The sequence below is a fragment of the Amycolatopsis echigonensis genome, from assembly GCF_014174495.1.
Taxonomy (GTDB): domain Bacteria; phylum Actinomycetota; class Actinomycetes; order Mycobacteriales; family Pseudonocardiaceae; genus Amycolatopsis; species Amycolatopsis echigonensis.
The window spans coordinates 1-13,380 of sequence record NZ_JACJHR010000014.1 but is presented as its reverse complement, the minus strand read 5'-3'; the positions used below and the strand labels follow the sequence as shown (position 1 = coordinate 13,380).

16 protein-coding genes and 1 pseudogene are annotated in these 13,380 nt (G+C 70.2%); 4 read left to right on the top strand and 13 right to left on the bottom strand.

The window, feature by feature from the left end; all coding sequences use genetic code 11:
• Positions 1-397: 397 nt before the first annotated feature.
• From H5411_RS12315 to H5411_RS12280, 8 genes are all read right to left on the bottom strand, one after another.
• Entirely contained in the window at positions 398-1,342 is a 945-nt protein-coding gene (locus H5411_RS12315; protein ID WP_037359772.1) for a M56 family metallopeptidase, read from the bottom strand.
• Entirely contained in the window at positions 1,339-1,701 is a 363-nt protein-coding gene (locus H5411_RS12310; protein WP_037359775.1) for a BlaI/MecI/CopY family transcriptional regulator, read from the bottom strand. Before H5411_RS12310 ends, H5411_RS12315 begins: the two co-directional genes overlap by 4 nt.
• Positions 1,702-1,738: 37 nt before the next feature.
• Positions 1,739-2,797, bottom strand: a complete 1,059-nt coding sequence (locus H5411_RS12305; RefSeq protein ID WP_037359777.1) for a C40 family peptidase — start codon at positions 2,795-2,797, stop codon at positions 1,739-1,741.
• 244 nt (positions 2,798-3,041) lie between these two features.
• Positions 3,042-3,716 (bottom strand): DUF305 domain-containing protein, encoded by a 675-nt coding sequence (locus H5411_RS12300; RefSeq protein ID WP_037359780.1) that lies wholly within the window; start codon positions 3,714-3,716, stop codon positions 3,042-3,044.
• Positions 3,717-3,781: 65 nt separating this feature from the next.
• Complete coding sequence (locus H5411_RS12295; RefSeq protein WP_037359783.1) at positions 3,782-4,195, bottom strand: hypothetical protein; 414 nt, start codon at positions 4,193-4,195, stop codon at positions 3,782-3,784.
• Positions 4,196-4,291: 96 nt separating this feature from the next.
• Positions 4,292-5,536, bottom strand: a complete 1,245-nt coding sequence (locus H5411_RS12290) for an MFS transporter (RefSeq protein ID WP_037359786.1) — start codon at positions 5,534-5,536, stop codon at positions 4,292-4,294.
• Positions 5,533-6,645 carry a PLP-dependent cysteine synthase family protein gene (locus H5411_RS12285; RefSeq protein WP_037359789.1) on the bottom strand — a complete coding sequence of 371 codons (1,113 nt, stop codon included), beginning with the start codon at positions 6,643-6,645 and terminating at the stop codon, positions 5,533-5,535. The genes H5411_RS12290 and H5411_RS12285 overlap by 4 nt, the downstream gene beginning before the upstream one ends.
• 68 nt (positions 6,646-6,713) lie before the next feature.
• Positions 6,714-7,112 (bottom strand): hypothetical protein, encoded by a 399-nt coding sequence (locus H5411_RS12280; RefSeq protein WP_037359793.1) that lies wholly within the window; start codon positions 7,110-7,112, stop codon positions 6,714-6,716.
• 330 nt (positions 7,113-7,442) lie between these two features.
• Between H5411_RS12280 and H5411_RS12275 the strand changes: the two genes are divergently transcribed.
• Both H5411_RS12275 and H5411_RS12270 read left to right on the top strand, forming a co-directional pair.
• Positions 7,443-8,108, top strand: coding sequence for a hypothetical protein (locus tag H5411_RS12275; RefSeq protein WP_051165923.1), 666 nt, complete (start codon positions 7,443-7,445; stop codon positions 8,106-8,108).
• Positions 8,109-8,173: 65 nt separating this feature from the next.
• Entirely contained in the window at positions 8,174-8,629 is a 456-nt protein-coding gene (locus H5411_RS12270) for a hypothetical protein (protein WP_101437989.1), read from the top strand.
• Here H5411_RS12270 and H5411_RS12265 read toward each other — a convergent pair.
• Positions 8,626-9,039: a hypothetical protein gene (locus H5411_RS12265; protein ID WP_037359798.1), complete on the bottom strand. Its 414-nt coding sequence runs from the start codon at positions 9,037-9,039 to the stop codon at positions 8,626-8,628. The genes H5411_RS12270 and H5411_RS12265 overlap by 4 nt on opposite strands.
• Positions 9,033-9,704: a hypothetical protein gene (locus H5411_RS12260; RefSeq protein WP_037359801.1), complete on the bottom strand. Its 672-nt coding sequence runs from the start codon at positions 9,702-9,704 to the stop codon at positions 9,033-9,035. The genes H5411_RS12265 and H5411_RS12260 overlap by 7 nt, the downstream gene beginning before the upstream one ends.
• 538 nt (positions 9,705-10,242) lie before the next feature.
• On the opposite strand from H5411_RS12260, the gene H5411_RS47005 reads away from it, so the two are divergent.
• Positions 10,243-10,560 carry a hypothetical protein gene (locus H5411_RS47005; RefSeq protein WP_200862801.1) on the top strand — a complete coding sequence of 106 codons (318 nt, stop codon included), beginning with the start codon at positions 10,243-10,245 and terminating at the stop codon, positions 10,558-10,560.
• On the opposite strand, the gene H5411_RS12250 is transcribed toward H5411_RS47005, so the two are convergent.
• Entirely contained in the window at positions 10,520-11,065 is a 546-nt protein-coding gene (locus H5411_RS12250) for a VanZ family protein (protein WP_037359803.1), read from the bottom strand. The genes H5411_RS47005 and H5411_RS12250 overlap by 41 nt on opposite strands.
• A gap of 142 nt (positions 11,066-11,207) precedes the next feature.
• Between H5411_RS12250 and H5411_RS12245 the strand changes: the two genes are divergently transcribed.
• Positions 11,208-11,684, top strand: coding sequence for a DUF2231 domain-containing protein (locus H5411_RS12245; protein WP_158242502.1), 477 nt, complete (start codon positions 11,208-11,210; stop codon positions 11,682-11,684).
• 866 nt (positions 11,685-12,550) lie between these two features.
• Here H5411_RS12245 and lspA read toward each other — a convergent pair.
• Together lspA and H5411_RS12235 are read right to left on the bottom strand one after the other, a co-directional pair.
• Positions 12,551-13,024 carry a signal peptidase II gene (lspA, locus tag H5411_RS12240; protein WP_101437990.1) on the bottom strand — a complete coding sequence of 158 codons (474 nt, stop codon included), beginning with the start codon at positions 13,022-13,024 and terminating at the stop codon, positions 12,551-12,553.
• 29 nt (positions 13,025-13,053) lie between these two features.
• Positions 13,054-13,380 (bottom strand): annotated as a pseudogene (locus H5411_RS12235) (heavy metal translocating P-type ATPase); the annotation flags it as partial.

The window sequence follows — 13,380 nt, the reverse complement described above, 5'->3', positions numbered from 1 at the left end:
GGAGACGTTCGGGCGATCAGGAGCAATGCCAGGAACTTACTAATCCGGCCAAAAGTAGGCCGACCCCGACCGCGGCACGTAACCGTTGCTACGAAAGCCATTCGGCCGTGGCTGTGGTCGGATTAGTAATGATCGGCACAGTAAGGCTGTGCTGCGGACGCGCTTCCGGCGTGTTCCCAGGCTCAGCTGGCTCGATCCGGTCGAGCGCACGTCGCTGTGGGCCCCGGACCCGGGACCACAACCTGGCCTCATGGTGGCAAAGCGGGCATTCCGGCACTGTTGGCGTCCTTTGTGGACTGTCAGTAGGCCGAGATCTCGGAGCCTTAAGTTCCTGGCATGGGCGATCAGGAGCGGAGCGGCGAAGCGGATCGTCCCCGGGACGCGGCAGCAGCCTTGGTCACGAGCAGGACACCAGGCCGGTGAGCACCACCAGTGCGCCCGCGACCAGTGCCGGGGCCAGCAACGCGGTGAGCCCGCCGGTCACGGCGGCGAGGCGGGCGGCCGCCCGGTTGGTGCGGGCCGGTCGTTCCCGGAGCCGGTCGAGCCGGATGGCGGTGTCGCCGCCGGCCATGGCGAGCGCTCGCCATGGCCCGCCGCCGGCGCGGATCGAAAGCAGCGCGGAGCACAACGGCCCGGTGCCGCACTGGGCAGCCGCGGCGTGGTCGGCCGACAGTTCGACGAGCAGCCGCACGGCGGCGGGCAGTTCCCGCATCAGCGGGACGAACCGCACAGTGCGGCCGAGAATGTCCGCGCACGCGGTAAGCAGGTGATGATGGCCGCGGACATGGGCCCGCTCGTGGGCCAGGACGGCGTCGAGTTCCGGTACCGAAAGCCGGGCGGCGAGCCCTTCGCTGGCGACGATCATCGCGCGCCGCCCGCCGAGGCTGTAGGCGACCGGCTCGTCGTGCGGCAGCCACAGCGTCGGCACGGACCGGGAGCCGGCCGAGCCGCACAACCGCAGGGCGGCCAGGTGGCGGCGGTACTGGCGATTGCGGCTCCGGCGCCGCCCGGCCGAGGCCACCGCCAGCCGGACGGCTCCGGCGAGGGCGAAGGCTCCCGCGCTCGCGCCGACGACCGGGTCCAGCAGCGGCACTTCGCCGTGGCTGAGCGCGGCCCAGCAGTCGTGCAGCGCCCGCAGCACCGCGTCGGCCGGGCCGTGCCCGGGCAGCACGAGCAGCAGCACTCCCGCGACAGCGCCCGCCAGGACCCCGGCGGCGCTCAGCAGCCACCAGGCGATCGCGGTGCCGGGAGAGATCCGGCCTGCGGCCAGCCTGCTCAGCGGGCGTGGCGACCACCAGCCCACGAACACGGCCCCGAGCAGGAGCGCCGCCGCGACGATCACCGCTTCCGCGACTTCCGGCGCAGCGCCCGGCGGAGGATGTCCGACTCCTCCTCGGACGCCGTCTGGACGAAGTGCAGCAGGACCGATTCCCGGTCCTCGGTGGAGTCCAGCAGATCGCGCACCGTCTGCGCGGTCGCCTCCTCGCGGGAGGCGGTCGCCTGGTAGTGGTACGCGCGGTTCCGCATCTCGCGCTCGACCCAGCCCTTGCGGTGCAGGTTGTCCAGCACCGTCATCACCGTGGTGTACGCGAGATCGCGGTGCTGGTTGAGCTCGTCGAGCACTTCCCGGACCCGCATGGGTTCCGCCGCGTTCCAGAGCACGTCCATCACCGACGCCTCGAGCTCGCCCAGTTTCAGCATGGCACCTCCGGGGATCAGGATACTTGCTCCGCCGGGATCACCCGACGATGCGCCGTGCTCCCATCAGGTGCCCGTCCCCGCGGATCGGCCGCACGTCGACCAGCTGGCCCTCGGTGGGCGCGTCGACCATCTTGCCGTTGCCGACGTACATGCCCACGTGATGGATCGCGCCGGCGCTGCCGGAACCGTCGTCGTAGAACAGCAGATCGCCCGCGACGAGCTGGTCCAGCGGCACGGCTTTGCCTGAGGTGAACTGCTGCCGGCTCGTCCGGGGCAAGGTGATCCCGGCTTGTTTGTACGCCCACGAGGTCAGCCCGGAGCAGTCGAACTGGCTCGGGCCGGTGGCGCCCCACTGGTATTCGGAACCGCGTTTGGACAGCGCCGCCTGCAGCGCGTCGTTCGCCGCGCCTGGAGGACCGAGATAGGAACCGCTGTCCTGCACCTGTCCCAGCTTCGTGCGGGCGGCCGAGGGCAGCTGCGCCAGCGCCTTGCGCACCTCGCCGATCTGCTTGTCGAGATCCGTCTTGCGTCCCTGGACTTCTTCCAGCGCGGTGGCGGCGTCGTTCGCGGCCAGCTGCGCCGATTTCTGCGCCTTCTCCGCGGCGGCCTTCGCGTTGTTCGCGGAGGCGACCGCGCGCTGCAGGCCGGTCAGTGTTTCGTTCTTCCGCTCCGCGAGCAGGGAGAGGATGGAGGCGCGATCGAGGAACTCCTGCCGGTTGCTGCTGTCGAGAAGCAGGGCTGTGTTGCTCAATTGGCCGCCTTCGAGCGCGGCGTTCGCGACCTGGTTCGCTTGCGGACGGAGCCGGTCGATCGCCGCCTGCGCGCCGACGACCTCGCCGTTGGCCTTGGCCACGGCCGCGTCGGCCGCGGCACGGTCGTTCTGCCGGGCGGTGAGCGACTCCTGTGCGCCCAGGAGGTCCTCGTCGGCCTTGGCCGCTTGTGCGCCGAGTTCCTGGTAGCGCTGCATCGGATCCTGGCTGCCGCCCGGGGGCGGCGCGGCCTGCGCCGCCGCGGGCAGGGTGGCCAATCCCAGGACGACGAGTGCGGCGGTGGCGGCTATCGGATGTCGGAAGGCACGACGCCGTTGCGGTGTCACGGGTGCTGAATCTCCTGTCGTGGGGACCTGCGTTCGGGGTGGACCGCCCCGCCGGCCCGCGGTCACATTAAGGTAACGCGCGGATCTTGTCCACTATCGCATCTAGTACTAGCGAAGCAGTTGTCGGAATCCGGTGAACAGGAAGGAAAACGTTCGTGCGGGAACGCACGAACCCGGGAGTAGACCCGGAGAACGGCAAAGCGGTGCGCCGGGGCCACGGCGGCCGTGGCCCCGGCGGCCCGGGTCAGCCCTGCGAGAGCAGCCCCTGCATTTCGGTGATCTCGGCCTGCTGGCCGTCGATGATCTTCTGCGCGAGCGCCTTGGCGTCGGCGTTGCCGCCCTTGGCCAGTTCCGTCTTGGCCATGTCGACCGCGCCCTGGTGGTGCTTGATCATCATGCCGAGCCACATCTTGTCGAACTCGGCGCCCTTCATCGTGTCGAGCTTGGCCATGTCCGCGTCGGACATCATGCCCGGCATCGACCCGCCCGGCATCGGCATCGAGGACGACGAGCCCATCCCCGGCATCGACGACATCCCCGGCATGTTGTGGTCGCTCATGCCCGGCATGGCCGAAGCGGAGGAAGAAGCGGCGCCCCACGCGGTGAGCCAGCCTTGCATCTGCTGGATCTCCGGGTCCTGAGCTTTGTCGATCCGGCCGGCGAGGTCGACGACCTTCGGGTTGGTGCTGCGCGAGGACACCATCTTCGCCATGTCCAGTGCCTGCTTGTGGTGCGGGATCATCTGCTGGGCGAAAGCGACGTCGTCGTTGTTGTGGCCCGCGGCCTGCTGGTTCGACGCGGGCGCGGGGGCGGACGACGAGCCCATCTGCATGCCGGACGGCTGATCGCCGCTGTTGCAGGCGCTGAGCGCGAGGGCCGACGCCACCGCGATGCCGCTGATCACCAGAGTTTTGCGCACGACAAATCCTTCTCTCGAAAAGTGATTGCTGAAATGACCGGTGGGGACCAGGCAGGCCCGGCCGGTCAGGTCCGCAGCACGCAGAGAGAAGCAAGGACCAGGCGGCCGCGTCTGTCCGGCGGCCGCCCGGGGACGGGCGAGCCGCGCGGACCGGCGGGGACCGGGAGCTTCGCGGCGGAATGCCTGCGGAAAGCCAGCAGCGCGAGCACCAGTGCGCCGACCGCGTACAGCACGGCGAGACAGAGGTGCAGCATCGTGTGCGCGCCGCCCGGCGTGCCGGGGTGTTCCTCGCCCGAGCCGGTGGGGGCCGCGTCTGCCATCGCGATGGGCGCGTCCGCCATCGCGGCGGGCACGGCGGCCGGGGCCATCGCGTGCGCGGAACCGCCGGGGAGGCTGATGTGGTGCATGGCGGCGATGCACAGCGCCAGCGCACCCAGCAGAAGGATCTGCCGGATGCCGCCGAGCCGGTTCGCCGCCATGCCCCCACCGTACTCAGGCACCGGGCCGCCGACGCTGCCGAGCCCGTCCGAGTGCTATGTCACCCAGTACGAGCGGGGGTAGTCGGCGGCCCGTGTTCAGGCCGCCGGGGCGAGCCGGTTCGCCGCGCCGAGGCTCCGGATCGCCCACGCGCAGGCTGCCCCGAGCAGGGCCAGGATCAACCACGGCGCGGCGGGCACCCCGGCGTCCCGGGCCAGGTCCAGCACGGTCCCGGTGAAGAGGTTGCCGAGCAGGATCCCGACTCCCACCACCGTGTTGTACAGCCCGTAGTGGGTGGCGACGAGCCGATTGCCCGACAGCGCGACGATGGTGTCCATTTCGAACGGGAACACCACCAGCGTGCCCAAAGCCAGCAGCGCCGCGGAGAGGATCAGCGGGACCCAGGTCAGGACTGCGGGGCCGCCGGCGGCACCGGCGGTCAGCGCGGGCGGCAGGAACGCCGCGGCCATCAGCAGCAGGCCGGTGGCGAGGCAGCGGCCCGGGCTCCACCGTTCGCGGCACCAGGCGGTGATCCGGAGCTGCCCGGCGATCGCGAGGGCGCCGGACAGTCCGAAAAGGATCGCGACCAAGGCGGTGCCGGAGAAACCGGGGCCGGCGATCCGGCGCGCCTCGAGCGGCAGCGCGAGGTACACCTGGAACGACAGCACGTACGAGCCGATCATGGCGAGCGAGAACAGCACGAACGAGCGGTTCCGGAACACCCCGGCCCAGTCTTGCCGGATCGAGCGCGGCTGCGCGGGACGCTCGGCCGAGTGCGCCGGCAGCGCGCGGATCTGCAGGACCGTGAGCACCGCGAACACCGCGGCCGCGGTCAGGCAGGTCACCTTGAACGCCACGCTGGTCAAGACGAGCCCGACGACCGGGCCCAGCAGGATGCCGGTCTGGTAGAAGACGTTGAACAGCGCGAACGCCTCGACCCGCCGCTCGCCCGCGTCCGCCGCCAGGTAGGCGCGCACGGCCGGGTTGAACAGCGCACCGGCGAACCCGGTGGCGGCCGAGGCGATGATCAGCGCCGGGACCGAATCGACCAGGCCCAGCAGGGCGAACCCGCCGGTGCGCAGCGCGCAGCCGGCGATGATGAGCGGCTTGTAGCCCAGCCGGTCGGCCAGCGTGCCGCCGATCAGGAACATGCCCTGCTGGGAGAAGTTGCGCACGCCCATCACCAGCCCGACGACCCAGCCGGCCAGCGCGAGGTCCGCCGACAGGTGCGAGGCCAGATACGGCATCAGCATGTAGAAGCCGAGGTTGATGGTGAGCTGGTTGAGCATGAGCAGCCGGGAAGGCCGGTCGAAGGACCGGTACCGGGTGATGAGCGAGGTCACCGGACCACCGCCAGGGTCGGGTCGACGACGTGCGTGCACCGGGTCCAGCGCTGCACGACCCGGTCGGCGGGAGCGCCGATGCGGTCGGGTTCCGCGGCGGGCGGCGCGTCGAGGAGACCGTGCTGCCGGCAGTAGTCGTCGTTGTAGACGGTGTCGAAGTACCGGTTCGGTCCGTCCGGGAAGACGGCGGCGATCCGGGCGTCGGCGGGTTCGGTGCGGGCCAGCCATCCGGCGACGTGCGCGACCGCGCCTACGCTCCAGCCGCCGGTGGCGTGGTGGGACGCGGCGAGCCGGCGGCAGGTCCAGGCCGCTTCCGCGGGGGAGACCCAGTGGACCTCGTCGAACCCCGCGTAGTCGACGTTGCGCGGGTAGATGCTGGAGCCGAGCCCGCGCATGAGCCGGGGTGCCGCGGGCTGGCCGAAGATGGTCGAGCCCACCGTGTCCACGCCGACGACCTTCAGGTGCGGGAAGTATTCCCGCAGCACCCGCGAGACCCCGGCGGAGTGGCCGCCGGTGCCGACCGAGCAGACGAGCACGTCGACCCGGCCGAGCTGGGCGACCAGTTCCAGGGCGAGCGGCGCGTAGGCCGCGACGTTGTCCGGGTTGTGGTACTGGTCCGGGCAGTAGGCTCCCGGCCGCTCGGCGAGCAGCCGGCGCACCCGTTCGCGGCGGGCTTCCTGCCAGCCGCCGGTCGGGTGCGGTTCGGTCACGAGCTCGACCCGGGCGCCGTAGGCGGACAGCATCCGGTGCACGATCGGCTCCAGGCCTGGATCGGTCACCACCGTCACAGGGTGGCCGTGCACGATGCCTGCCAGTGCGAGCCCGAGGCCCAGCGTGCCGCTCGTCGATTCGACGATCGGGGCTCCGGGGGCCAGTTCGCCGCGGGCACGGGCCTGCTCGACCATGTGCAGTGCGGGCCGGTCTTTCATGCCGCCGGGGTTGAATCCTTCGAGCTTGGCCCAGAAGCCGCGTCCCGCGGAGGCGAAGGGCTGATCGACCCAGAGCACCGGGGTGTTGCCGACCGCGCGGGCCGGGCTGTGGCACCGCGCGGCGGCGGTGAGCAGTTGAGGGGGAGAATTCGTTGCGGCAGGGGGCAAGACGGTTTCCATCGAGTCTCTTTTCGCGTGAGTGCCGCGGGCGCGGCGGAACGGGGTGACGGCAGGGGTTCCGGCGCCCGTCAGATCCGCGAGACGCAGAGCTCGATCAGAAGTGCCGAGCCGGGGGATCCCCGGGGCGGCGGCCGTGCGGCCCATGGGCGCGACAGCGGGCGCGCCCCGGGCACCAGGCAGGCCGCGGCTGCCGTGGTGAGCACGGCCAGCCACAGGAAGTCGTTGGCGCTGCGAAGGAATCGGCAGAGCGTGTCGCTGCCGTCGTGGCCGTGGTGCCCTGATCCGCATCCCGGGTCGCTCGGCACCGCCGCGGTGTCGTTCGCGGCCGCGGCGTGCACGACGGCGGACCCGGCGTGGCCGGTCTCGCAGCAGGGTTGCGCGTGCAGGACCAGGAAACCGAACAGCACAGCGAAGACGGCCAGGGCGCGCCAGCCGGCGCGACGCTTCGTGGCGGAATGACACCTCACAGTCAGCGGACCGTATCAGCGATGATCTTGTGCTCGCCACGTTCTGCGGCTGCGATCACCTTGCCATGACTGCGGATTCACTCGTTTGATATGACTACTACGTACGGTAGTTGAAATCCGCGTGACGGGAATCCGACGAACGGCCGGAGCCGGTCGGGTCAGCGGCTGTCCGCCGACCGGCGCACGCGGCTACTACTCTACTAAGTAGAGAAGTAGAAATCGGCCCCCTTGCGACTTTCGTAGCTGTGCCACCGGATCACGCCGGGCTACTTTCATGCGCACTGTCCGCACTCCCGGACGGGTCCCCACGGAAATCGCAAGGAGTTTGCCATGCGCAAATGGCGGCTGCTTTTCCTCACGTCGTTCGCGGTCGCGGCTCTCGCGGCCACTACGGCGGAGGCGTCGGCAAGCAACAGCTGGAACGGATACCACTGGGCTCGCTCGTCCACCTCCAGCACGGTGCGCCTGACCGTGCTCGACAGCGTCACGTCGAGCTGGGACGCCAACCTCAGCAAGGCCAATGCCGACTGGAACCGGTCACCGGTGTTCGAGAACACCCTTTCCACGAGCGACAGCAGCGCGACGACCCGGCGCAGCTGCCCCGCGGCGGCCGGGAAAGTCCGGGTGTGCAACTACACCTACGGCAGCACCGGCTGGCTCGGCGTCGCCGAAATCGATTTGTCGAGCGGCACCCACATCGCGTGGGGAACCACGAAGGTCAACGATTCCTATTCGATGGGGACTTACGCCAAACAGCACGTGATTTGCCAGGAGGTGGGCCACGACTTCGGCCTGGACCACCAGTTCACCAACGCGGGTTCGTGCATGGACTACGCCGGGCAGAGCGACCCGGCCTACGTTTCCCCCAATTCGCACGACTACAGCGAACTGCTCTCGATTTACAACCACGGAGACGGTTCGGCCGCGGCCTCGAACGGCTCGCAGTCGAAGATCGTCGCCGGGGGCGTCGTGACCTCGATCTTCTGGAAGGACTGACCGTCGCGCACCGGCCGGCCCGGCACCTCCGGGGCGGCCGGTGTCCCCTTGTGCGAGGAGATTCCATGAAACCAGCGGTGCCGACAGCTTTTCTGGGAATGCTCGCGGTCGTGGCGGGCGGCTGCAGCTCGGCGGCTCCCCGGGGCGACTCCATTCCTTCGCATCAGCCGTCCGCGGTCAAGGTCCCGTCCGGGACGGTCGACATCGTCGTGGCGGAGCCGGCCAGCCGTGCGGGCCGCGCCGTCCGCTATTTCCGGCTTGAAGACGGCCAGGGAAAAGCGGTGCTGGAGCGTGAATTCCGGACCGCTCCGGCGGAGTTGTCCGCGCCGTTGGCGGTCGGCCGCTACCGGGTGGTCACTTGGACCAGGGACTGCACCGGCGCCTGCCGGGATGCCGTGGACGCGAACCTCGGCCGGGCAGCCGGCATTTGCGGAACCCGTATTACCGTCCCGAATGAAGCGGTGACACGGGTTTCCGTCAGTGCACCGTCCGGTGTGGACTGTTCGATGCGGACAGGCTAGGGCGTCGCGGGTGTGCGGCCGGACTGGCCGAGCAGGACCACGAGCACCGAAACCAGCGCGGATACGGCCACGACTCCGCCGACCAGTTCGGCCGACCAGCGAATACCGTAGGACAGTTGCACCGCCGCCAGCACCCCGGACCACAACAGGACCGGGACGATTCCCGCAGCCGCCAGTGATTGTGCGCGGCGCGACGCTCCCGCTCGTCGTACGCCGTAGAGAGCGGCATCGGCTGCGAGCCCGGCGACAGCGGCGGCGAGAACGACCCGCCCGCCGGTGAAGCCGAAGTCGACGAGCGTGGACGCGAGAACCGCGTGCGCGGTCAGGAACACCGTGGTGGCGCCGAACGGCAGCTTCCACGTCCGGGCGAGGTAGGCCAGCGGCGCGACGACTACGAGGGAGGTCAGCACGTAGCTGCCCAGTCCGGCCTCTGCCCTGGTCTCCGCCGCGATGTGGGCCGGGTGCCCTCGGGGAAGTGCCCGACCGTGTAGACCGGGGCATCGCTGAAGAATCCGGACAGGAAGCTCAACGCGAACGCCGCGACCGCCGACAATGCCAGCAGCGCCAGCACTGTCGCCGCCAGCGACGGTTCGCCTTTCACCCGAGCCGACAGGACCGGCCCCGCCAACAGGAACCCGGCACCGGCGAACAACAGCAGATGCGACGGGCTCAGCAACGCGTCGATCCCGGCCTCGATGCCGAACACCTCGTGCCACGCGAGATCGGCCGCGCCTCCCGCGGCGAAGATCCCGGCGCCCACGAGCGGCCAGCCGTATCCCGCCGGAGGGGCGAGGACCGCCCGCCAGGGCGGCGCCGTTCCGCGCCGCCGCCAGCCCATCGCCAGCAACCAGAGGCCGAGCAGGAGCAGGCCGCCGTAGAGCAGTCCGTGCCACGGCGTGAAGAACGAATCCGGCAGGCCCAGCCAGTGCGCCCGCCCGTCGAGGAACACCGCGACGACGAGCCACAGGCCCAGCAGCGCGGCTCCGATGTCCTCCCAGCGGGCGCTGAACGCGCGACCGGCAGGGGCGAGGCCGGACCGGCTCGCGGTCGTTGCTGCTTCCCGATGCGTGACCATCACGTCCTCCTATACCGGGCAGGGGTATCGAATAACCTGAAGATATACCCCGTGGGGGTATTAGGCAAGCGTGAGGTGCGCTGCCGCGGCGAGCGGGGGACATCGGTACGGCGCGGACGATCTGTCCGGGTGGCGGTCATCCTGTGTGCCAAAGAGGCTGGGCTCGGCCTGCTGTGGCAGCGCGCGGAAATTCGGCGCCGGATGGTCGGTTCGCGGGCGTCACTGGACCTGATCGAGTGCGCTTTGGGCTGCGATCACGAGGATTTCATGCGGCGCGCCCGTTTTCGTGCGGTCGCGGCAGGCGGTCCTGGGATCGAGGCGGGCACGGACGCGGGCCTCGGAGGAACGAGGCCCGCGTCCGCGTTACGCGCCGGCCGAGGGGGAGGGTCCGGCGCGGCCGCGAGACAGCATGCGGGAAGCTCGCGACATAACCGACATACTAGGAAACTTAGTAATTGATGGCAAGGCGGGATTCCGGAAGGCTCCTCGCGTACTACGATCTCGCTTAGTAGAGGTGGCTGGTGCGAGGAGTTGTGACATGCCGAAGGTGTCGACGAGAGGGCGCGACCGCCGCGCGAGGCAGCGCGCGCTCGAGGCCGGGGTCCGCCGCGCGGCGGTCAAGCCCGAGAAGGCCGGCTACACCGGCGCGTACCGGAAATGGCTCGTCGTGCGGGTCGCGGGTTTCGTGCTGATGGGGGTCGGGGTCGTGATGGCGATCGTCCACATCGGAGCGCACCTGGGGAAGTTCTCCTTGCTGCCGACGGTGGGCTTGCAGGACCTGCTGATCGGCTGGCCGATGGCGGGCGTGCTGTTCCTCATCGGCGGGGTGTTCGCGGGCCGGCGGTTTCGCGCCTGACCGTCCTGCGCCGCAGGAGCACCGCGCCGAGCAGGGCTCCGGCGAGCGCGCCCGCGACATTGGCGAGCACGTCGGCGAGGCTGCACCACCGGCCGGGGATCTGCGATTGGGCCAGTTCGATCGCGGGCGGCAGCGTGAGGGCGAGCACGACTGCGGGTACGGTGCGGCCGACGGTGAGCACTGCCGAGGCGGTCAGCGGCAGGAGAAGGAGCAGGTTGAGCACGTTGCCGGCGATCCCGCCGCCAGAGTTCAGCACCGTGCCCACGAGGTCGGGGAAGTCCTCGGGCAGGCAGGCGTGCAGGCCGTTGGTGTGCCGCTCGCTGCCGGGTGGCAGAGTGAGCGCGAGAACCGCGGACAACAGCACGACGGTGATCAGGATGCCGCGCGCGGGCCACTCGGTCCGCTTGGCCAGCGGCCGGGCCGCGGAGAGGCCGACGAGTGCGCCGAGGGCCAGTACGGCAATGGTCCAGGCGGACACGGGCACGACGGCGCCGAATACCAGCACGGCTGCTCCTCGCTGCAGTCCGGCGGGGAAGCCGGGCGGGACACGGGAGCCGACATAATACTAAGTGAAATAGTATCAACGGGGTGAGTTCATTGCGTCTACCATGCTGCGGAACGGATCCGGTGCGGTCCTGGGAACCGGCGTGACCGAGACAGCGGAGGAAGCCGCTCCGGTCCGGACGAGGTCGCGGGTGCGGCTGCACCCGGTGCTGGTGGCCGTCCCGATCGGATGCTGGTTCGCGAGCACGGTGCTGGACCTGGCGGCGCGCTCGCACGATCCACGGGAATTCACCACCGCGGCAACGTGGCTGGTCGGGATCGGGCTGCTCGGCGCAGCGGTCGCCGGGTTCGCGGGATTTGTCGACGGGTTGCCGATCCGCTCGGGCACTGCCGCCTACCGGCGCCTGCTGGTGCACCTGAGCCTGGCGATGGCGCTCATCCTGGCGTACCTGGTCGAGTACGTGCTCCGGCTGGGCGCTCCGCCCGACCGGGCGATCCCGGCGGGCGTGCTGGTTTACGCGCTCGCCAACGCGGCGGCGCTCGTGGCGACCGTGGTGTGGGGCGCGCTGGTCGCGCACCGGCTCGGGACTGCGCTGCCGGATGGTGGCGGCGAAGGCTGACACGGATCGGACCGCCAGACGGCATCGGTAGTTCGTGGGTGAGCACCCGGACGTGAAGCGCGAGGCGGCGAGGTGCGGGCGGTTGCCGAGGCGGCGATCCGTGCAGCAGCAGAGGCAGGACAACCCGGCCGACCTGATCAACGTCGCGTGGAGGAGCTGGTGCGGCCTGCTGAGGGTCGCCGGGGCACGTGACGCCGGACGCGATGGCAGCCGTGCTCCGCACGGATGTCAACCCGCGGTTCACTACGATGGTCGCGGCCCGGGCTGACGGGCCGAGTGTGCCTGCCTGGATCGCGGCCCGGTGGCGGACCCGGCCGCGCGGCGTAGCGAGTTCGATCGGACGAAGACCTGGGCGCAGGCGACCACGCTGGGCAAGTTCCAAGGCACGACTGGCGGATTTGCAGGCACCGCACGCGATCGGCCCGGCCGGGCTGTGGTTGGAGGGGCGTGCTGCCGGGGAATGTCGTGCGCTTCGCCGGTGAGGCAAGGATGGCTGCGTCGACATGTGCGAGACCGGCGACTCGAAGTGGGTGACGTTGCTGATCAGCCCGCTGCACAGTAGCGGATCGAGGAGAGTCGCGGTGATTGCCATGTTCTGAAGCACATGGCTGGGACTGTGCGAGCGAGCAGCGGAACGGCTGGCGGCGCTTCAGGACGAGCGGCGGAAGCTGAGTGGCTGGGCGGCGCAGCTGTCTGCGGCGTTCGAGCGGTGTCGGCCTACCACGGCAACAACTAACTGCCCTCGCTGGAGGGGATCTGCCGCTCGCGCCGCCGGTCGCTGTTCACCCTGGTCGACGTTCGATCTTGAGGGTCGAGGTCGAGTTCACGAATTTGGTGGGCTGTGATCCGATCTTGATCTCGCGGGATCACGGTGCCGAGTCCCTCGTGGTGCCATCGGTGGCGCGGAGACTGGCCAGAACCAGCACAGCGCCGCCGACGGTGATGAAGACATCGGCGAGGTTGAATGTGGGGAACCAGCCGGTGTGCAGGTAGTCGGTCACGACCCCGTCGGCGGCCCGGTCGGCGAGGTTGGCGATCGCCCCGGCCAGCACCGCGGCCAGCCCCAGCCGTACAGCCAGGTTCGCCGTGCGTGCTTTGCGCCAGGCGAACACCGCGAGCCCGGCGACGATCAACCCGGTGACACCGAGCACCACCCAACCGGGCAGGGTGTCGCCGAGGCTGAACGCCACCCCGGAGTTGAACGTCAGCCGCAGCTGAATCACCCCGAGATCGGCCGACGTCCCGTCAGCCAAGGCCCCGCTCGCCCAGGCTTTCAGGCCGAGGTCGAGCGCGGCCAGCAGCGCGGCGGTGGCCGCCAGCGCGACCCGTGCTCGGGTCACTCTGGCCGTGCGAGTGGGTTGACCGGTCGTCACGAGGACACCCCGACCGCGGCGGACATCGACGCCGTCTGCCTGCGACCTCCTGTGATCTGCAGGGACTTGGTGCGGCCGGCGCGGACGCCGTTGGCGATGACGACGACCTCGGCCAACTCATGCACCAGTACCACCGCGGCCAAGCCGACCACGCCGAACAACGCCAGCGGGATCAACACGGTGATCAACCCGAGGGACAGGCCGACGTTCTGCAGCATGATCCGCCGGGCGCGGCGGGCGTGGGTGAACGCCTGCGGCAGGTGCCGCAGGTCCTCGCCCATGAGCGCGACGTCAGCGGTCTCGATCGCCACGTCGGTGCCCAT